Genomic DNA, 18,324 nt, shown 5'->3' on the forward strand with positions numbered 1-18,324 from the left:
AGGAGCTGATGCGTGCAATTTAAATGCTGCGTTGAATGGTTGTGATTTTGAATATTCTGAGAACCGGCCTGCTGACCTCTGTCGCCACAGTCGCTCGCTTATTATCGGGCTTCTTGGTTATGAAGTTTGTGGCTGTCTTGGCGGGCCCTGAAGGAGTCGCACAGTTGGGCCAGTTTATGAGCCTGACAGCGCTGCTGGTCGTGTTTTCAGGTGGGGGAGTAGGAGCCGGAGTAGTTAAATACGTAGCTGAATACCGCGAGCAAAATCTTCCCCTTCAAAATCTACTCAATTCAGCATTTAGCTTTTCTCTTGTATCATCTTTTGTCATGTGTATTGCGGTTCTCGCTTTTAGCGACCGCATCACACTATGGCTGCTTGGTGATCCTCGCTATGAAAGTTTAATCGTTGTCTTGGCTTTCGCTCAGATCTTTGTAGCCTTACACAATCTTATCATTGCCATTATCAATGGAATGATGGATGTTAAACGTCTCGCGGCCATACATGTCGGGGGGGCAGCGCTTGGAGTATTGACCCCTCTGCTAATGGGTTATTACTTCCAGTTGTACGGTGTGCTGTTGGCTTTTCTACTCGCGCAGGCAAGTTTGTTACTGGTGAGTTTCGCATTCTATAAGAAAAGTAACTATTTCGACTGGAGTTTTTTTCGTCTGAAATGGGATGTTGAGACGGTCAAGAACTTATCGCGCTACGCACTAATGACTCTCACGTCGGCGCTTCTCGCTCCTGTGGTTCAAATTGCCACGAGGAATATACTGGCGAATAAGTTTTCTTGGGAGCAGGTTGGTTATTGGCAAGCGGTGAGTAAAGTATCGGAAGCTTATCTTCTGTTCATTACTATGGCGATAACTGTTTACTATTTGCCGAAGCTGTCGTCGATTGCTGATCGCAAATTGTTCGTGGCCGAAATAAAATCTGCCTACCAATACTTGTTTCCAGCGGTTGTGGTTTCAGCCTTAGGTATATACATTTTTCGTGATATTATAACTCATTTGCTTTTCTCGGACGCTTTCTCGGGTGCGCTCTATCTATACGCCCCGCAGTTGCTTGGTGATGTTATAAAGATTATGGCATTCCTACTCTCGTTTATCATGCTCGCCAAGGCTATGACGAAGTTGTTCGTGTTTTCAGAGATATTTTTTAGTCTGACCTATATCGGTTGGACTTATTTTCTGACTGATTATTTCGGTCTTGTAGGGGCTATGTATGCATTTGTCGTGAATTACGCGATCTATTTTATCTTTTGTTTTATGGTAACTCGCCGGTTCATCTCGACCATGAAATGATGCGTTAGTGTCGTGTGCAGCATAATTTGGGGTGAGCGCACTCTCCTTGAAAGGCGAGCAATGTAAACGGTCGGTAGGTAATTGCGCTATCCTGTTAACATGCGACGGTGATCTGTAAAGTTTAAGCTGATTGTAAGTGCGATATAGTTCATGTTGCCGATGATCGGTGAGAACTAAAGGAGATTTTGCAGTATATGGTTGAGATCGCTGTCTTATTAGCTGCCTATAACGGCGTGCAGTGGCTACCGGCCCAGGTGGAGTCGATCCTGAAGCAGAAAGACGTCCGGGTAACGATTTTCGTCAGTGTTGATAGCTCCTCTGATGGAACTGAAGCGTTGATTAGCCAATTAGCGTTGGACAATTCGCAAATCAAGGTTCTTCCCTGCGGAGAGCGGTTTGGTGGTGCTGCGCGGAATTTTTTTAGGCTGATTCGGGATGTGGATTTCTCCGATTTCGATTACGTGGCGCTTTCTGACCAGGACGATATTTGGCTAGAAAATAAGCTCGCCGCCGCCCATGAGAAAATTTCTTCATCAGGCGCCTGCGCTTATTCCGGCAACGTTATGGCCTTCTGGCCTGATGGTCGCAAAGCTCTTCTGAACAAGGTACAGCCGCAGCGAACATATGATTTTCTTTTCGAGGCTGCCGGACCAGGCTGCACCTACGTACTGAAAACCGCTGATGCGCTCGATTTCAAACGATTCATCGTTGCTAATTGGTCTCGTGTCGGTGAGGTGTCATTGCATGACTGGCTTTTGTATGCCTGGTTTAGGGCGAATGGTCGGTCTTGGTATATGGATGCCGTCCCACATATGCTCTATCGTCAACATGCCAGTAACCAATTTGGGGCGAACTCCGGATTCAAGGCGCTCGTCAGCCGTTTGTCTTTATTGAAAAGTGGCTGGTATCGCGCTGAAGTCAATAAGATCTCAAATTTGTTATCTGATAAAATTCAAGGCTTGCCAAATGATCTTTCAAATGAAACCGATATTTCCCGCGCCTTTCTGATCCGGAATTGGTCTAAATTGCGACGCCGACCTCGCGATCGAATTTACTTGTTGGCCATGGTGGTCCTCGGCGTTTATTAATTTTAGCCCGTGCAAAAGTTGATGGTTAATGTGATCACCGAATTTGGGCTTTGAGCGGAATTTCCAGCTATGTATAATTCCGTCAGCGCCTTGAGAAGTATCTGACAATTTTTTGTAAATCTCGGTTTCAATGGCGTTCATTCATCGTGTGAGCCGTGGAGACGGTTAAGCCGGAGCCGCTCAGAAAGAATTTATGGAGCGTAAGCTAATGGTTCAGTGGTTATTCCTTCCCTTCATTTGTGTTCTGTCGTTAGCGTTGACGGCGTGGATAAGACGATACGCACTCGCTCGCGAAATAATCGATGTCCCGAACTCCCGGAGTTCGCATACGACACCTACTCCGCGCGGAGGGGGCGTTGCGATCGTTTTGGTTTTTCTGTTGAGTCTGCCAATCACGGCATGGCTGCAGTTGGCGCCGGTAGTCTTTCTGGTCGCTGTGGGTGGGGCGGGAGCGCTGATCGCAGTCATTGGTTTTATTGACGATCATGGTCACGTAGCTGCCAGATGGCGCTTATTGGGACATTTCGCTGCAGCCGCCTGGGCATTGGTCTGGATGGGTGGTTTGCCGGAAATTGAGGTGTTTGGCGCCACGATCGATTTGGGCTGGGCCGGTTACATGTTCTCCGCAATCTTTCTGGTGTGGATGCTGAATCTTTACAACTTCATGGACGGTATTGATGGTATAGCGGGTGTTGAGACCATCTGCGTGTGCGTCGGGCTCGCATTGCTTTATTGGATCAGCGGTTTTGAAGGAATGATTTGGCTTCCTCTGTGTCTCGCATGCGCGACGGCAGGATTCTTGTTCTGGAATTTTCCGCCAGCGCGCATTTTCATGGGCGATGCGGGCAGTGGTTTTCTGGGAATGGTTCTGGGTATTTTCGCGATAAACGCGTCCTTAACGTCACCCAGGCTATTCTGGGCAATGTTGATTCTCCTAGGTGTGTTCATCGTAGACGCAACGTTTACCCTGGCGCGTCGCTGTCTGCGCGGTGATAAGGTTTACGAAGCTCATCGCAGCCACGGTTATCAATTCGCCTCCAGATATTTTGGTAAACATCTACCGGTCACACTTGGGGTTGCGGCATTAAATACGTTCTGGCTTTTCCCAATCGCGATGTGCGTAGTTTCGTTCGGTCTGGATGGTTCGCTCGGCTTGGTTTTGGCTTATTTACCCTTGCTCGTTTTGGCTATCAAGTTTCACGCAGGTGGGCTTGAGCGCGCCGCCAGCACTTCCAGTGTTGAGAAATGATGCCGGCACGCTTCCACGCAGCTATCGCTTTAGAGTCCTTCAGGGCCCGGTGGTCTTGACGCTTTCACTGCTGCGACAAGCGATCCTGAGTGAGCGCACCCTGACTTCTGGGGTGAGAGCGGTTGACTCATCCCCAGTTGATAGTATATAAATTGCAACTATTTTAATGCGCCTTATATCGGTCGCAATAATGCCCGGAGGCGGTATTGGTTCCCTTAGTTTCTTACATCGTACCTGCTTATAATCACGATCAATACGTCAAGTGTTGTCTTGATAGTATCTTGGCCGATGTTTATGACAACAAAGAAATTGTTATTATTGACGACGGTTCCAGCGATAATACTGCGAAGGTCATTGAGCAATGGATTGCGGCTCACGGCAATAGCATTAAGGTCCAATATAGAAGTCGTGCTAATAAGGGCGTGACTGCGACTATAAATGAACTTACGAATATGGCTACCGGTGAGTTTATTCGACTGGGGGCCAGTGACGACTATTTTTTATCTGGCGGTAGTAAGAAGCTTGTTGATTATTTGTTGGGCTCCCCGAATAAAGTCGCTGTTATCGGCGATTCTATTGTAGTCGACGAGAATGGCAGAGTTGTGCACAAGAGCGGTATGACAGATCTGCATCGAGCAGACAAACAGAAATACCTCTCCGAAACAGGCATTATCGCCTCTGTAATTTCAGATTGGGCAGTAGCGGGTCCGGTTCCGTTGGTACGCAAAGCGTATGTCACTGCTGGCGAAAGCTGGGATGAGGGCTTGCGCATTGACGATTGGGATTTCTTCCTGCGCATTGCAGCGCTGGGCGCGTTAGGTTTCATTGATGAGCCTGTTTGCGCCTACAGGGTGCATAGCACCAATACTTGTCGAACTCCGCATGTTTTGTCGAGGATAAAAAATCTTCAAGAGTCACGACAAGTTGCCCAGAAACATGTTGAAAAGTTCAAAGGTGCTTACAGGAGCATGCTTCAAGCGCAGTATTATTTTATAGGCGCGAAGATTGCATTTCTGCAACGCCGATGGCTAAATGCGTGCTTTTGCATGACCACTTACATAGTACTCAAGGCTGTTGGGAAATTCAAAGCATGATCCATTTTGAAAAGGGCGGCATGTGAAAGATCTCCAGCGCTCCCCTGCAGTGTTTTTTTCTGTGCCCTTGTTTGGTAGCTGCCTTATCGCATTGCTCACGTTTGAGTTGCCGAGTGGTTATGGCGTAGGTATTTCCATATTGATGGTTGTCGCGGCCCTGGCGTTGGTGTTGGATACAATCCTTGGGATTCGCCTGCCTTCGCGTGTAGATCTGCGACTAATACCTTTTGAGCGGTCACCGGAGTGTTATTGGGTAAAATTTTTGGCGTGGATCATTCTGGGAGCGTGCGTTGTCGATTTGACATTATTTCCTCTGCCCCTGCGCAATCCAGAGATTTACGCGAATTTTGAAGGTGGTCGATCGCATGTTCGGCATATTTCAAATATGTGCTGGGTGCTACCGATAGTAGGGTTGCTGTGCTATCCAGATAAGCGCATGAAAGCTATTTTTATCGCCGTCGGACTGGCGTTTCCAGTACTCGTTCTGGATCGAAATCGTCTTTTTACATCAGTGTATGGTTTGGCGATAACCTTGATCTTCTTCTCTAAACGTCAGATTCCTTGGAAAACGCTGATCGTAAGCTTGTCTGGAGCCTTATTACTGTTTGCCAAGCTGGGTCAATTTCGTTCCGGGCGTCTTGATTGGGTAGCGTTGCCTTTTAGCGACTTTTATAGCGCGGCTTCCCCCGGGGTGAAATGGATCTTGCTATATATCGGTGCTGGTATCTACAACTTCAGCTCGATCATGGCAAAAGGTTATATCGACTCGGATTTTCTGATCAACCAGTTGGTTCCAGGGGTCGGTGGCGTAGAAACATTGGGCTCCACTATTCCCTTCGATGAGCCGGTAATCAACGTCGGGACGGAGTACTTTCCATTTTTGATGGCGTGGGGCTCTTTGGGGGCGGTGGGGGCTGCGCTGTTTCTATACCTGTCTTTGGTCGCATCCGTTTATTTTTTCAGAAAGAATCCGAACATCATTTCTTTTTTGATTTTTCTACGCATCAGCTACTCCTGCGTAATGGCTGGTTTTGCGCCCCAGGCGTACACCTGGACAAATCTGGGGTTTATCGCTCTTTGCGTACTTATCCAAATATTTACCTATCGGGTAGCCCTGAAGCCAATTCTGAAAATAAGCCGGTAAGGCTCATTGTCCAACGATCTACGAATAGTGGTTGGCAAAGTCGAGTTTTTATCGTGAAGGGCATAGCCTAACTTAAACTTACGCGAGTAACCTTGTATGTATGACCCCGCAGAAAAAAATAACGTAGAAGCTTTTACATTTCTTTCATTAATAAAATTTTTGGCGCAAGGCTGGAAGTTCATCACTGCAGGCATCGTGCTGGGTCTGCTGGGCGCGGCTGCTTATCTTGCACTCACACCGGTTGAGTATGACGCTTCAGCAATCGTAAAGATGGCGGAAAACCGCGGACTGGATAGAGATGGCATACCTATTCCAAACCAGGTGGAGTCTGCAGTGCTGGTGATTGCGCGACTGAATACGCCTGCTGCATATTCCAGCGAAGTGTTGGGCGCTTGTGGACTTCAGGACTCACCTGAGTCGAAGCTAAAGATGATGAAGGAAGCTCGCTACACAGCTGAGGGGCAACCTGCCTTTCTGACCGTCAATGTTCGCGGGCGTAGTGCAGAGCTTGCGTCGAAGTGCGCTGAGAGCATTTTCGAAATGATTCGACAGCAACAGGATGTCCTAAGTCTGCCTGGTCGTGAGCAACTTTCGCAGATGGTGGCTGATCTCAAAAAGGCAAGACGCACTCACTTGGATGCGCTGCAAAGCGAAAGCGGCATCGCGGAACAAGTGGCTGTGTATGTCGCTCACCGCGAAGCCATCAACCAAATCGAGTCTGCACTGCGTCGATACGAATACGCATTGGGTTACATACCAACGCAGCTGGTTTCGGTCTACCCATCTTCCAGTCCTGTATTTCCGAGACAGGTCCCCGTGATAGTTCTGGGCTTAATCACGGGACTGCTTGTCGGTTTGCTGGCTGCGTGCCTGCGCAGAATAGGCAAAGGCTGATTAACGATGTGCCGGCGGCGGCGCATCGTAACTTGGCTAAGGAGCGGGTGTGAAAATTTTTGTGACAGGGGCCTCCGGCTTCGTTGGAAAAAATCTATGCATGATGCTGCTGGGTGATGGGCATGAGGTGATGACGCTGCATCGCAAGCCGCCAGAGTTCGCTTCCGGTGATGTCGTACTGGGAGATCTGGACGATATCGAGGCGTGGTCGGATCGTATCGCGGGAATGGATTGTGTTATCCATCTGGCAGGCCGAGCTCATGTTTTAAACTCGCACGAGCAGGATCCGTTGGAAGTTTTTCGCAAAGTGAATCGTGATGCCTCTGTCCGCTTGGCTGAGGCCTGCGTTTCGCGAGGTGTTCAGCGCTTTGTATTCATCAGCTCTATCGGTGTTAACGGAAACGAAACCCAAGGTCACGCTTTCTCGGAGCTGTCACCGGCGGCACCTCAAGCTCCTTACGCAATCGCGAAATACGAGGCTGAGCTTGGATTAACCACGCTGCTTGAACATGCGCCTACCGATTTGGTGGTGATTCGCCCGCCACTCGTTTTTGGCGCGCACGCGCCCGGCAATTTTCGTCGTCTAATGAAGCTGGTCGCCACAGGCATTCCCATGCCGTTTGGTCTCGTTACTAACAGACGCAGTATTATCAGTGTAACGAGCCTGTGTAAGTTCATTGCGCTTGCGGCAGGACATCCTAAAGCGGCAGGACAGCTTTTTCTCGTAGCTGATGAGCCGGTGTTGTCAACGAGCGATATGGTTCGTGCGCTCGCGGATGGCATGGGCAAGAAATGCGTGCAGTTGCCTGTTCCACCAGTATTGATGAAAGTCATGAGTTCACTTGTGGGGAAGAAGGCGCTTTATCAGCAACTTTGTGGATCGCTGGAAGTGGACAGCTCGCATGCTCAGCGCGTGTTAGGGTGGGAGCCCGCACGTAATGCCAGGTCAGAACTTAGCAGGGAAGGCGCAAGTTTCCGCGCGTTGTAGAGGGGCCGGGTCGTGGTGTGAAGGGCATGTTTGCCCATTGCTTTGCGCGTGAAATCGCAATCGACCGTGTTCCAGCTGCGTCATGGCGCACTGCCAGGCGTCCAAAAAGGCCTCTGATCATTGGCTCTTGGCCGAACTCCTGATTCTCGGGCACTAGGCGCGGAGCCGCCTACGGTTCATCGCTGCATTAACAACTCACCTATGTATGCGGCATGGTGCAGTCGCTGTCGCACACACGGGTGCAGTGTGCCGGCATGCCTGTTCGCAGATATTACTTATATCGTTTTTTCCTGTTAGGACGAAGCCTACCTACGTACAATGGGCTCAAATGAGTTCAAAAAAGGGAGTAGGGCGCTTTGGAGCAAGGCTATGTGGTCAGACTGAGGAAATTTTTGCTAGGGCTCCCGCGTCGGCAGAAGCGGTCGATCCAAGTATTTACGGACGTGATTCTTGTTTGGGTAGCCTTATGGATGGCGTTCATGGTGCGTTTAGGGATTGATGAAATGATCAATCCCCTGAAGGTCCACATTTGGCTGTTTATCTGTGCGCCTTTGGTTGCGATTCCCCTTTTCATACGATTTGGCATGTACCGAGCGGTCATGCGTTACTTCGGCAATGACGCACTGATCGCGATCATTAAGGCGGTCAGCCTTTCCTCGCTTATCTTGGCGTTGATCGTTTACTGGTACAGCAATCATGAGTCAGTAGTTCCAAGGTCGGTGATTTTTAACTACTGGTGGCTAAGCCTGGTCATAATTGGTGGTCTACGTTTGTTTATGCGCCAGTATTTTATGGGTGACTGGTTCACCGCTGCTCAACACGTTCCGTTTACGAATCGTGATGACGGTTTGACCAAGGTTGCCATTTACGGCGCTGGAGTTGCAGGCAATCAGCTGGTCGCTGCATTGCGTATGGGGCGAGTCATGCGACCGGTTGCATTTATCGATGATGACCCCAGCATTTCTGATCGTTCGATTTCCGGTTTGCAGGTCTATAAGCCGAAACGTATTCAGCAGATGATTGATGTTACCGGTGCTCAGGAGATACTTCTTGCCTTGCCGTCCTCCACCCGCGCGCGACGACGGGAAATTCTCAATCTGCTCGAAGGTTTTCCCCTGCATGTTCGCAGCGTTCCCAACTTTACTGATTTGGCGAGCGGTCGGGTAAAAGTCGAGGACATCCGCGAAGTGGACATCGCTGACTTATTGGGCCGCGATTCTGTGCCGGCTCAACCGGAACTGCTGGAGCGTTGTATTCGTGGCAAGACTGTCATGGTTACAGGGGCTGGCGGTTCGATAGGGTCCGAATTGTGCCGACAGATCTTCGCGCTTGGTCCTACTACGCTGCTGCTATTCGAACACAGTGAATTCAATCTCTACAGCATCCTGTCTGAACTCGAGCATCGCAGTAATCGGGAGTCATCTCCGGTGCAGTTACTGCCGATCCTTGGATCCATTCGTCATAAAGAAAAACTGCTTGACGTAATGAGTACTTGGTCGGTCGACACGGTCTACCACGCCGCAGCCTACAAGCATGTGCCAATGGTCGAGCACAATATAGCTGAAGGCGTGTTGAATAATGTGATAGGAACTCTAAATACTGCACAAGCGGCGTTGCAGTCAGGGGTTGCCAACTTCGTCTTGATATCTACCGACAAAGCTGTGCGGCCGACGAATGTAATGGGGAGCACCAAGCGACTCGCCGAGTTGATACTTCAGGCGCTGAGCCGCGAGATAGCGCCTGTTTTATTTGGCGATGAGATCAATGTTTCTCGTGTTAATAAAACACGCTTCACTATGGTTCGTTTCGGTAATGTCCTGGGCTCATCCGGTTCTGTCATTCCGCTCTTCCATAGTCAGATCAAGTCGGGGGGGCCGCTCACGGTCACTCATCCTAGGATCACCCGCTACTTCATGACCATTCCCGAAGCGGCTCAGTTGGTGATTCAGGCCGGGTCAATGGGACAGGGAGGCGACGTATTTGTTTTGGATATGGGCGAGCCGGTGAGGATTGTCGAGCTTGCGGAGAAGATGATCCATCTGTCAGGGCTAAGCATCCGCTCGGACAAAAACCCGCACGGTGATATCTCCATTCAGTTCACCGGATTGCGTCCAGGTGAGAAGCTCTACGAAGAGTTGCTGATCGGAGAAAATGTTTCGGCAACTCCACACCCAATGATCATGACCGCCGATGAGGATCACCTTGCTTGGGATGTGCTGAAGGGCCGCTTGGTGAAGCTACTGACAGCAGTTGAAGAAGATGACTATTCGCGTGTTCGCCAACTGCTGCGCGAGACTGTGAGTGGCTATACCCCGGATGGTGAAATAGTCGACTGGATTTACCAGCAGCGTCGCCTTGAACCTTGATCGTATCCATAATTGTCGGGCTCGGGTACTCCACGGCAGTGATTGCCAAAAACGTTTTGAAGTCAGCTACAAACTTTCGCACTAGGGGCCGGTGATTACCGGCCCCTTTTGCTTTCGCGGAAAACAGAATTTGCGACTATTTTACAATCAGCCGTGCGAGCAGGAAGGTTACGGGAAGAGTCACGATAATAATGAGGAGCGGTGCCAACACTGGGGGGATGGAGAGCTTTTCCACAGCGATGTAGACCAGGCACAGTCCAGTTATGTACTGGACGATATACACGAGTGGGAACGCGAGCAATTTTTTCAATGACAGCGGTTCGTTGAAAACGAAGCGAGCATTCAACACGTATGAGACGACTACGCTCAATGCATAGGAAAGAGAATATGCGTAGGTATAGGCCATGACCTGAATGAAAGCCAGATAGAAGATATACCCGGCGCCAGTATTGATCGAGCCCACGATCAGAAATTTAATAAACTCTACGTTAAAGAATTTCTTCTTCAATAACTGCATGAGGGTGTCTGTTGACCTCATCGAAAATTCTCCAGATGTATTCGCTCATCACGCCGAGCATTACGATGATCAAACCCAGCAGGAATGATACGAGCGTAGCGAGGGTTGCGAAGCCCGGTACGTCGACCTTGCCGAACAAGGCGCTGAGCACGACTACCGTGCCGTATGCGAAGCTACCAAGCGACACAATCAAGCCTATTGCGGAAATCAGCCTCACGGGAGCAAAGGAGAAAGAGAAAATGGAGTCAATGAGAAGCTTCCATTTTTTACCGAACGTCCATCTGGACTTTCCGTGTTCGCGAGCGACCCGTACGTAAGGTATCTTTTCCGGAGTGAATCCCAGCCAATACGGAAATAGCGGAAAGTTAATATGCTTGCCGCTATCTTTGAGGTAAGGCAATAGTTGCGCATCCATGAGTGCCAAATCAAAGCCGTTTTTCGGATAGCTGGCCATGACAAATTTGCGCAAGAGCTTGTAGTAAATAGCCGAAAAAATCTTGGAACCGAGCGGGTCTTGTCGGTCGGTACGTTCGCAAATGATGTACTTAGTGCCGTTCTTCCAGCGGCTAATCATCTCTGGAATCAATTCAGGAGGATCTTGAAGGTCCGCAGCCAAAAACAGAAAACAATCCCCAGTTATGTAGTTGAGGCCAGTTTTAACTGCGCTGATGGCACCAAAGTTTCGGCTTAGTTTGATAACTTTCGTACCGGGGCGCGCAATAGCTAACTGTTTAAGCAAAATCAGGGAGTTATCTTGAGAGCCATCATCGATGAATATTAATTCAAGTAACATGTCTTGTTGCTTTAGCAAGTCCTCAATATATAGGAGCTTGTTGAATAGATCTGGCAACGAGCCTTCATTAAAATAGACGGGTACTACGATAGACAGGGTTTTCATCGGTTCATGCGTCCTGTTTCGGTGTGCGCAGGGCTGAGCCCGTTGTTTGGCGTAGTAATGTCAGCAAGGTCATGAAGCAAAGGAGCGTTACTGCTAGAAAAACGCCGTACATCTGGTGAGAGATCCAAGGGCCTGAGTACATGTAGAGCATTTGATCAGGAAATGCCTGGAAGTTACCCGTCCATGGGCCGACATTAATACTCAGCCAGAACCTGGAAAGAATGAGTCCCATACCGGCGATAGTATAGGTAAACCACCAGTCGATCTTATGTTCGTCGCCCAACTTGTTCAGCGTCTGACATGTCAGCATCGCTAGCGCGGGCCAAGCGTTTAAGAACTGGCGTGATTCGGAGCCTATCGATAGAAATGCGAACAACCCGAGGAACACACAGAGACCCAGGCCTTCCTCTTTTGCCTGCGCAGCAATCCGTGGCCAGAGCAATATGGCGATCATGTAAAAAGGGCCATAGTGCATAGCGTGTGCGACAACATTTATCAGCGGGTTGGATAAGGACGCCTGAGTAAACAGCCCAAGGTAACTGGTAATCGTGAGTGGGCCGGGTGTCTGGTCGGAAAAGTGCGTGACGATCACTTTGACAACCACGTATATCAGGATGCCCACAATGACGGGAATTACCTTGATGTGCCTGCATGCTTGCAAATACGATGGCACGTCAACCATCGGCTTCAAGGCCAGATAGATGTAGGTGAGAAACAGAATCAAGCTTAGTGGAAGGATCTCAGCTTTGAATGTGGTAGTGCCGCCTGATTGCCGCAGGCCGTTAGCATAGAGGTAGGCTGCGAGTCCAAGTAGAGAAACGCCAACCAGTAAAGCCAGTATATGGCTGTGCAGGGAGGGAGGGCGCTGGGGGATACGAGCCCGCCCCAGCATAATCATCGGTAAGGCTCCATAAAGCATGGTGGGCCATACAAAACAGCAGAGAAAGCTGAGTGCAACTAAAAGCGCGAAGCGGTTTTTGATGTAAGCATAAAAAATTCCCAAGCCTAGAACATATCCGGAAATGTCCGTCAAAGTTGGATTGTAGGACAGGTTGGTTAAAACTGGATAATTGAAAAATAATGCGATGAAACCCAGAAAATAGATGGGTGAGCGCCATTGATAGTGTCGGCCAATCAAAATAAGTAGTCCCGCTGCAACGATAAGCAGGCTGACATTAAGTAAGTAAAAGGCATGTATCACTCGAGGGGTGGAACTGATGTCGTAGCCTAATAAATTTGAAGCGTTATGGACAATAATGGAGGGCAGTAAGCGTCCGATATAATATTCAGACACCTTGCGGCTGTTGAGCACCTCCATTGAATCGCGCTGCGCCCAGTCGGCATAGGCGGCACCATCCCAGCCCAATCCATCGTTGTGCTGAATTCTTTCCCCATGATTGAAATTAAAAGAGAACCATAGCACCATGAAAACCACGCCCACACAGCCCATCAGTGTGTGGCGGTTAATATCTAGTAGCTTATTCATTTCTATGTTTTTCTTGTGTTGCACAGCCTTGAGGCTGCGATGACGAAGTTTATCCACCCACGATGGGGGAGTGTGCTCATTAGGTAGCTCGCGACTGACCGAGTAGCTCGAGCTATAGGTCTGCCCACGAGTTTATTAGCAGCTCTAAGTATTTTCCTTAACTGGCGACATTATCAGATAGCACGCAGGCTAATCAAGCGAGGGTGCTTTAACGCTACTTTCAGATCGCCTGATAAATACGAGCCTACCTGGTGAACTTGCTCACAGCGTCGCCGGAACCCTCCGCCTGACTCGAAAGTTCGGACCAACCCGGCGCATTGACGTAGTTCATTTGCGATGCACAAAGTTCGCTGGGGACCAGTCAAGATTTCTAAATCCCCCGAGCGGCGGGTGGCGGAATGACTTTTTTTAAGTTTCTCCAAGCTTTCCCTCAATTTTCCATCCGACAGATCAGCTCTGACTGAAAGATTCACATCCTGCAACAGACACATTTTTGACAGTCGCTTCACATCGCCTAGCGTTGAGGGGGCAGCTCAGGAAAGCTGCTTTCTGACTTATTTCAAGGAGCGTCACATATGCGTACAGGTTATTTCTACTCTCTGATTTTTGCTCTGCTGACCAGTGCTTCGATCGCCGTGGTGGCCGCACCTGGGGTCAAGTCCGAGGCGGTAATGGCGCCTGCGGCTGTGTCGGCGGCTAGTGCGGTTCAGGTGGCTAAAGTGGACCTGAACGGCGCAGATGCGGCAACGTTGCAGCGGGAACTGGCGGGAGTAGGGGAGGCCAAGGCGAAGGCGATTGTTGCGTATCGTGACAGTAATGGTCCGTTTTCGTCGGTAGACGAATTGCTGGAGGTGAAAGGGATTGGCAAGGCGATTCTCGACCGCAACCGTGAAAAGCTTGAGGTGAACTAAGCTGTTGATTCAGCGCCAGGGGCCGGTCATCTGATCGGCCCTTCATCGTTTTGGGGGAGGCGATGGTGCTGTGGCGCTGCAAATTTCATCGCCGGCTAAATTAAATTACGGTTGTCATATTGCTTTTACATTATGGCTGTAATAATTTCTTCAGCCAGCAGGGCGCTTGAAAACCTCGCGCTCATTTCCCCCTCAGGGATTCCCAGGAGTTCTGTCATGTCTTCGATCAAGTCCCAAGGTACCGCCCTCGTCACAGGTGCTTCTTCCGGAATCGGAGCGGTTTACGCGGAGCGGCTGGCTGCTCGCGGTTACGACTTGCTCCTGGTTGCACGCGACCTGGAACGTCTGGAAGCGGCGGCGAGCAAGTTGCGTGTTGCCCACGGCGTCCAAGTCGAGGTGCTGAAGGCCGACCTCACCAAACCTGATGATGTATTGAAACTTGAGCAGCGCCTGCGAAGTGACTCCAGCATCAGCCTTTTGCTCAACAACGCGGGCGTGGCCGCTGATGGTTTGCTGGCCAATGCCGACGGTGATGCGCTGGAGCGCATGATTCAGTTGAACGTAATCACCGTCACGCGCCTGGCTTCAGCGGCGGCAGCCAGCTTTTCCAAGGCTGGGCGTGGGGCGATTATCAACATTGCGTCGGTAGTGGCGCTGTTCCCTGAACGTTTCAACGCGACCTACAGCGCCAGCAAGGCTTACGTCCTGAGCCTGACGCAATCCCTGAACGCTGAACTGGATGGCTCCGGAGTCAAAGTGCAAGCGGTGTTGCCAGGGGTAACGCGCACTGAAATTTGGGAGCGCTCGGGTGTTGAGCTCAACGGCATTCCGGCGGAGATGGTCATGGAAGTCGGCGAAATGGTGGATGCGGCACTGGCCGGTTTCGATCAGGGCGAGTTGATCACCATTCCGTCGTTGCCGAGTGCGGCTGACTGGGATGCTTACGTCAAGGCGCGTCATGTGTTGGTGCCGAATTTGTCCAAGGACAAAGCGGCGGCGCGTTACAAGTAAGTCCTATTAAATGGAGGTATGCGGCATATGAGTGATCGTCGAGTCGTCGTGACGGGCATGGGCCTGGTGTCTCCCCTGGGAACGGGCGTTGAAACTGTCTGGGCGCGGTTGTTGGCTGGACGCTCCGGTTTGCGGCAATTGCCTGATGACGTGGTGGCCGATCTGGCAGCCAAGGTCGGCGGTGTAGTGCCGACTCTCGAGGAGGACGCCGAGGCCGGGTTCGACCCGGACGTGGCCACGCCGCCGAAAGAACAGAAGAAGATGGACCGTTTCATCATGTTCGCCATGGAAGCGGCCCGCCAGGCGGTGATGCAAGCCGGATGGAAGCCTGAGGACGCCCATGCTCGGGAGCGTACGGCGACGATCATTGGTTCGGGCGTCGGTGGTTTTGGCGCGATTGCCGATGCGGTGCGCACCACTGACACTCGTGGGCCGCGTCGGCTGTCGCCATTTACCATTCCTTCGTTTCTGGTCAACCTGGCCGCCGGGCATGTATCGATTCAGCACGGTTTCCAAGGGCCGTTGGGTGCGCCGGTAACAGCGTGCGCCGCCGGGGTTCAGGCGATTGGCGATGCGGCGCGGCTGATTCGCAGCGGCGAAGCGGATATCGCGGTGTGCGGTGGCGCCGAGGCGTCGATCGACCGGGTCAGCCTCGCCGGTTTCGCGGCGGCGCGTGCCTTATCCAGCGGTTACAACGACACGCCGGAGCGCGCCTCGCGGCCGTTTGATAGCGGCCGTGATGGCTTTGTCATGGGCGAGGGCGCCGGTTTGTTGGTGATTGAGTCCTTGGAACATGCTTTGGCCCGTGGCGCTCAGCCATTGGCGGAGCTTGTGGGTTACGGCACCAGCGCCGATGCCTATCACCTGACCGCCGGTCCTGAAGATGGCAGCGGTGCGCGGCGGGCCATGGCGCTGGCTCTGGCTCAGGCCGGTATCAGTGCCGATCAGGTGCAGCACCTCAATGCCCACGCCACGTCGACGCCGGTAGGCGATCTTGGAGAAATGGCCGCGATCAAATCGTTGTTCGGTGACCACAATGAAATCGCCGTGACCTCGACTAAATCGGCCACCGGGCATTTGCTTGGCGCCGCAGGTGGCATCGAGGCGATCTTTACCTTGTTAGCCATTCGCGACCAGATCGTGCCGGCCACTCTCAACTTCGATCAGCCGGACCCCGCCGCCGAGGGCCTGGATATCGTCCACGGCGAAGCTCGGAAGATGCCGATCGAATATGCGCTGTCCAACGGCTTCGGCTTCGGCGGCGTGAATGCGAGTGTGTTGTTCAAGCGCTGGCACGATTAGTGATTACACCTTGCTCAACGATTGTTGAACAATCTTTGAGGCAAGGCGATGAGCGACGGACTGGCGCTGGCGGACCACATCACAATGGAGTTGCGCGCCAATATCATCGGCGGGCGATTGCTGCCCGCATGGCGCTGGTCGAGGCTGATCTGGTGAAGGCCTACAACGCCTCGCGTAACACCATTCGCGAGGCGTTGCACCGACTCGGTCAAGAAGGGCTCGCCCGTTACGTTCGGCATCGAGGCGTGATGGTCCGGCGCCTGGAAGCCTGCGATGTGCGCGACCTGTTCCAAATTCGCCGCACCCTGGAGCTGCATGCCATTGCTTCCAGCGGTCCGCTCAGCGATCCACACTCCCACGCTATGCAACTCGCGCTGGAAGCGGCCGAACTGGCTCGTGATCGCGAGGATTGGCGCGCCGTCGGCACTCACAGTCTGGCCTTTCATCAGCGCATCGTTGCGCTGCTCGGCAGCCCGCGTTTCGATGAGTTCTTCACCAATATGGTGGCGCAATTGCGCCTGGCGTTCTGCGCGGCGCCGGACGAGTCGGACTTTCAGGCGCCCTGGCTGGCCCGCGACCGAGAGCTGTATGACTTGCTCGCGGCGGGCAATACCGCGGCGGCGCTTGAAGCGATGGGCCTGTACCTCAACGATTCGGAACGCCTGCTGTTGCAACTTTTTAGTTCCACTTCTCACCCTTGAGCGAGGATCTGCGCCATGTACAAAGACTATCCAGCGGCTTATCAGGTCAGCAAAGGCTCGGCACTGCAGGTGGACAAGGCGTTTTATGAGCGGATTCGTGATGCCGTGGGCCAGCGCACGTTGATTGAGCAGTTCGAGGTGCCGATCCGCACGGGCCGCGCCTGGCATGTGCCGGCGGGGCATGTATTTCGGGTGACCACGCCGGTCGGTCCGCAAGTGGGGGATTTTAACGTCTGGAACGCAAACGATCCCCGCGAACGGCTCTGGGCCGCGCGCACTCGGCAGTTGCAGGGCGCGCACGTCAGCACCCACGACCGGCTCTGGTCGAACCTGCCATTTTTGCGGCCGCTGGTGACCATCACCGACGACAGCCTGGCCAGCTACGGCATCGACGAACATGGTGGCCGCTTGCACGATTTGCTCGGCACCCGCTGTGATCCCTACGTGAACAAAATGCTCACCGGCGAGGACTTTCATCATCACTGTCATTCCAATCTGACCCGCGCGGTGCTGCCCCACGGCTTGACCGAATTCGATGTGCATGATGTGTTGAACATCTTCCAGTGCACCGGCCTCAATCACGACGACATGTATTTCATGAAGGCCTGTCCGGCGCAGAAGGGCGATTACCTGGAGTTCTTTGCCGAGATCGATCTGTTGTGTGCGTTGTCGACCTGCCCGGGCGGCGATTTGTCGTTGGCGATGTGGGGGCCGGATGCGCAGGATCCGCTCAGCGTCTGCCGCCCGCTGGGCGTGGAAATTTATCGTTTGGAGGATGGATTGCTCGAAGGCTGGAGCCAGCCAGAGCGCGCGGCGTACAAAGGGCAGCATGGGCTGCACATCGCTAAAGCCGATTGGGAGAAATGAGTTCAAACATTTGTGGCGAGGGACTTACTTGTGGCGAGGGAGCTTGCTCCCGCTGGGCTGCGCAGCAGCCCCAAAAAGCTTAGGGCCGCTGCGCGCCCCAGCGGGAGCAAGCTCCCTCGCCACAAAAGCTCGACAGCCACAAACGCTCAACAACCATAAAAGCTAATCAGCCAGAAAAGCTCACAGGCCACAAAAGCTAATAAGCCACAGCGCTCCACATTACCGGGGCAGGTTACTCACAACAGAAAGCGCGCATTTCAGCGGTCCCGCGCCTCCTTGGCGTCCATCTCCGCATTGCGTTCGGCGACGCGTTTACGTTGCTCTTCGGTCAACTCCACTTTGTTCGCGGTGTCACGCAACATCATCAAACCGCCAACGATCGAGCCGATTGCAACGACCAGAATTAACCAGGCATACCAGGGCATAGGGTTCTCCTTGAAAGCAGGTCGGCGGGCGAGGGTTTCGCCAACCGACCGTGCATACCACTTTGAGCAAAATGCTTTCGCA

16 protein-coding genes and 1 pseudogene are annotated in these 18,324 nt (G+C 52.1%); 13 read left to right on the forward strand and 4 right to left on the reverse strand.

Annotated features, from left to right (window positions below; translation table 11 throughout):
* Window positions 1–35 precede the first annotated feature (35 nt).
* The 8 genes from RG836_RS20750 (at window position 36) to RG836_RS20785 (ending at window position 10,124) form a co-directional block, all read left to right on the forward strand.
* A complete protein-coding gene (locus RG836_RS20750) occupies window positions 36–1,301 on the forward strand; it encodes an O-antigen translocase (RefSeq protein WP_310849068.1) in 1,266 nt (421 codons plus the stop codon).
* Between the two features lie 194 nt (window positions 1,302–1,495).
* Window positions 1,496–2,389, forward strand: a complete 894-nt coding sequence (locus tag RG836_RS20755) for a glycosyltransferase (protein ID WP_310849070.1) — start codon at window positions 1,496–1,498, stop codon at window positions 2,387–2,389.
* A 208-nt stretch (window positions 2,390–2,597) separates the two neighbouring features.
* Window positions 2,598–3,638, forward strand: coding sequence for an MraY family glycosyltransferase (locus RG836_RS20760; RefSeq protein ID WP_310849071.1), 1,041 nt, complete (start codon window positions 2,598–2,600; stop codon window positions 3,636–3,638).
* A 206-nt stretch (window positions 3,639–3,844) separates the two neighbouring features.
* Complete coding sequence (locus RG836_RS20765) at window positions 3,845–4,732, forward strand: glycosyltransferase (RefSeq protein ID WP_310849072.1); 888 nt, start codon at window positions 3,845–3,847, stop codon at window positions 4,730–4,732.
* Window positions 4,733–4,754: 22 nt separating this feature from the next.
* Window positions 4,755–5,876 carry a hypothetical protein gene (locus tag RG836_RS20770; RefSeq protein ID WP_310849074.1) on the forward strand — a complete coding sequence of 374 codons (1,122 nt, stop codon included), beginning with the start codon at window positions 4,755–4,757 and terminating at the stop codon, window positions 5,874–5,876.
* Between the two features lie 96 nt (window positions 5,877–5,972).
* Window positions 5,973–6,770, forward strand: coding sequence for a Wzz/FepE/Etk N-terminal domain-containing protein (locus RG836_RS20775; RefSeq protein ID WP_310849075.1), 798 nt, complete (start codon window positions 5,973–5,975; stop codon window positions 6,768–6,770).
* Between the two features lie 49 nt (window positions 6,771–6,819).
* Window positions 6,820–7,758: an NAD-dependent epimerase/dehydratase family protein gene (locus tag RG836_RS20780; RefSeq protein ID WP_310849077.1), complete on the forward strand. Its 939-nt coding sequence runs from the start codon at window positions 6,820–6,822 to the stop codon at window positions 7,756–7,758.
* Between the two features lie 371 nt (window positions 7,759–8,129).
* Entirely contained in the window at window positions 8,130–10,124 is a 1,995-nt protein-coding gene (locus RG836_RS20785) for a polysaccharide biosynthesis protein (protein ID WP_310849339.1), read from the forward strand.
* A 136-nt stretch (window positions 10,125–10,260) separates the two neighbouring features.
* Here RG836_RS20785 and RG836_RS20790 read toward each other — a convergent pair whose 3' ends face one another.
* From RG836_RS20790 to RG836_RS20800, 3 genes are read right to left on the reverse strand one after another with little or no spacing between them, the layout of a single operon-like run.
* On the reverse strand, window positions 10,261–10,641 hold the full coding sequence (locus RG836_RS20790; RefSeq protein WP_310849079.1) for a GtrA family protein: 381 nt from the start codon (window positions 10,639–10,641) through the stop codon (window positions 10,261–10,263).
* Complete coding sequence (locus RG836_RS20795) at window positions 10,613–11,539, reverse strand: glycosyltransferase family 2 protein (RefSeq protein ID WP_310849081.1); 927 nt, start codon at window positions 11,537–11,539, stop codon at window positions 10,613–10,615. Before RG836_RS20795 ends, RG836_RS20790 begins: the two co-directional genes overlap by 29 nt.
* 4 nt (window positions 11,540–11,543) lie before the next feature.
* Window positions 11,544–13,025, reverse strand: coding sequence for a hypothetical protein (locus RG836_RS20800; protein WP_310849082.1), 1,482 nt, complete (start codon window positions 13,023–13,025; stop codon window positions 11,544–11,546).
* A 575-nt stretch (window positions 13,026–13,600) separates the two neighbouring features.
* On the opposite strand from RG836_RS20800, the gene RG836_RS20805 reads away from it, so the two are divergent.
* The 5 genes and pseudogenes from RG836_RS20805 to RG836_RS20825 all read left to right on the forward strand — a co-directional run bounded on the left by RG836_RS20805 (window position 13,601) and on the right by RG836_RS20825 (window position 17,817).
* Window positions 13,601–13,936 carry a ComEA family DNA-binding protein gene (locus RG836_RS20805; protein WP_310849084.1) on the forward strand — a complete coding sequence of 112 codons (336 nt, stop codon included), beginning with the start codon at window positions 13,601–13,603 and terminating at the stop codon, window positions 13,934–13,936.
* A gap of 216 nt (window positions 13,937–14,152) precedes the next feature.
* Window positions 14,153–14,947 carry an SDR family NAD(P)-dependent oxidoreductase gene (locus RG836_RS20810; protein WP_310849085.1) on the forward strand — a complete coding sequence of 265 codons (795 nt, stop codon included), beginning with the start codon at window positions 14,153–14,155 and terminating at the stop codon, window positions 14,945–14,947.
* Window positions 14,948–14,974: 27 nt separating this feature from the next.
* Window positions 14,975–16,249, forward strand: coding sequence for a beta-ketoacyl-ACP synthase II (gene fabF / locus RG836_RS20815; protein WP_310849087.1), 1,275 nt, complete (start codon window positions 14,975–14,977; stop codon window positions 16,247–16,249).
* A 48-nt stretch (window positions 16,250–16,297) separates the two neighbouring features.
* A pseudogene (locus RG836_RS20820) lies at window positions 16,298–16,950 on the forward strand (GntR family transcriptional regulator).
* Between the two features lie 15 nt (window positions 16,951–16,965).
* Complete coding sequence (locus RG836_RS20825) at window positions 16,966–17,817, forward strand: urea carboxylase-associated family protein (RefSeq protein ID WP_310849088.1); 852 nt, start codon at window positions 16,966–16,968, stop codon at window positions 17,815–17,817.
* A 257-nt stretch (window positions 17,818–18,074) separates the two neighbouring features.
* On the opposite strand, the gene RG836_RS20830 is transcribed toward RG836_RS20825, so the two are convergent.
* A complete protein-coding gene (locus RG836_RS20830) occupies window positions 18,075–18,242 on the reverse strand; it encodes a DUF2897 family protein (RefSeq protein WP_080963123.1) in 168 nt (55 codons plus the stop codon).
* Window positions 18,243–18,324: the final 82 nt, after the last annotated feature.

This window comes from Pseudomonas rhizozeae (assembly GCF_031583775.1).
Lineage (GTDB): Bacteria > Pseudomonadota > Gammaproteobacteria > Pseudomonadales > Pseudomonadaceae > Aquipseudomonas.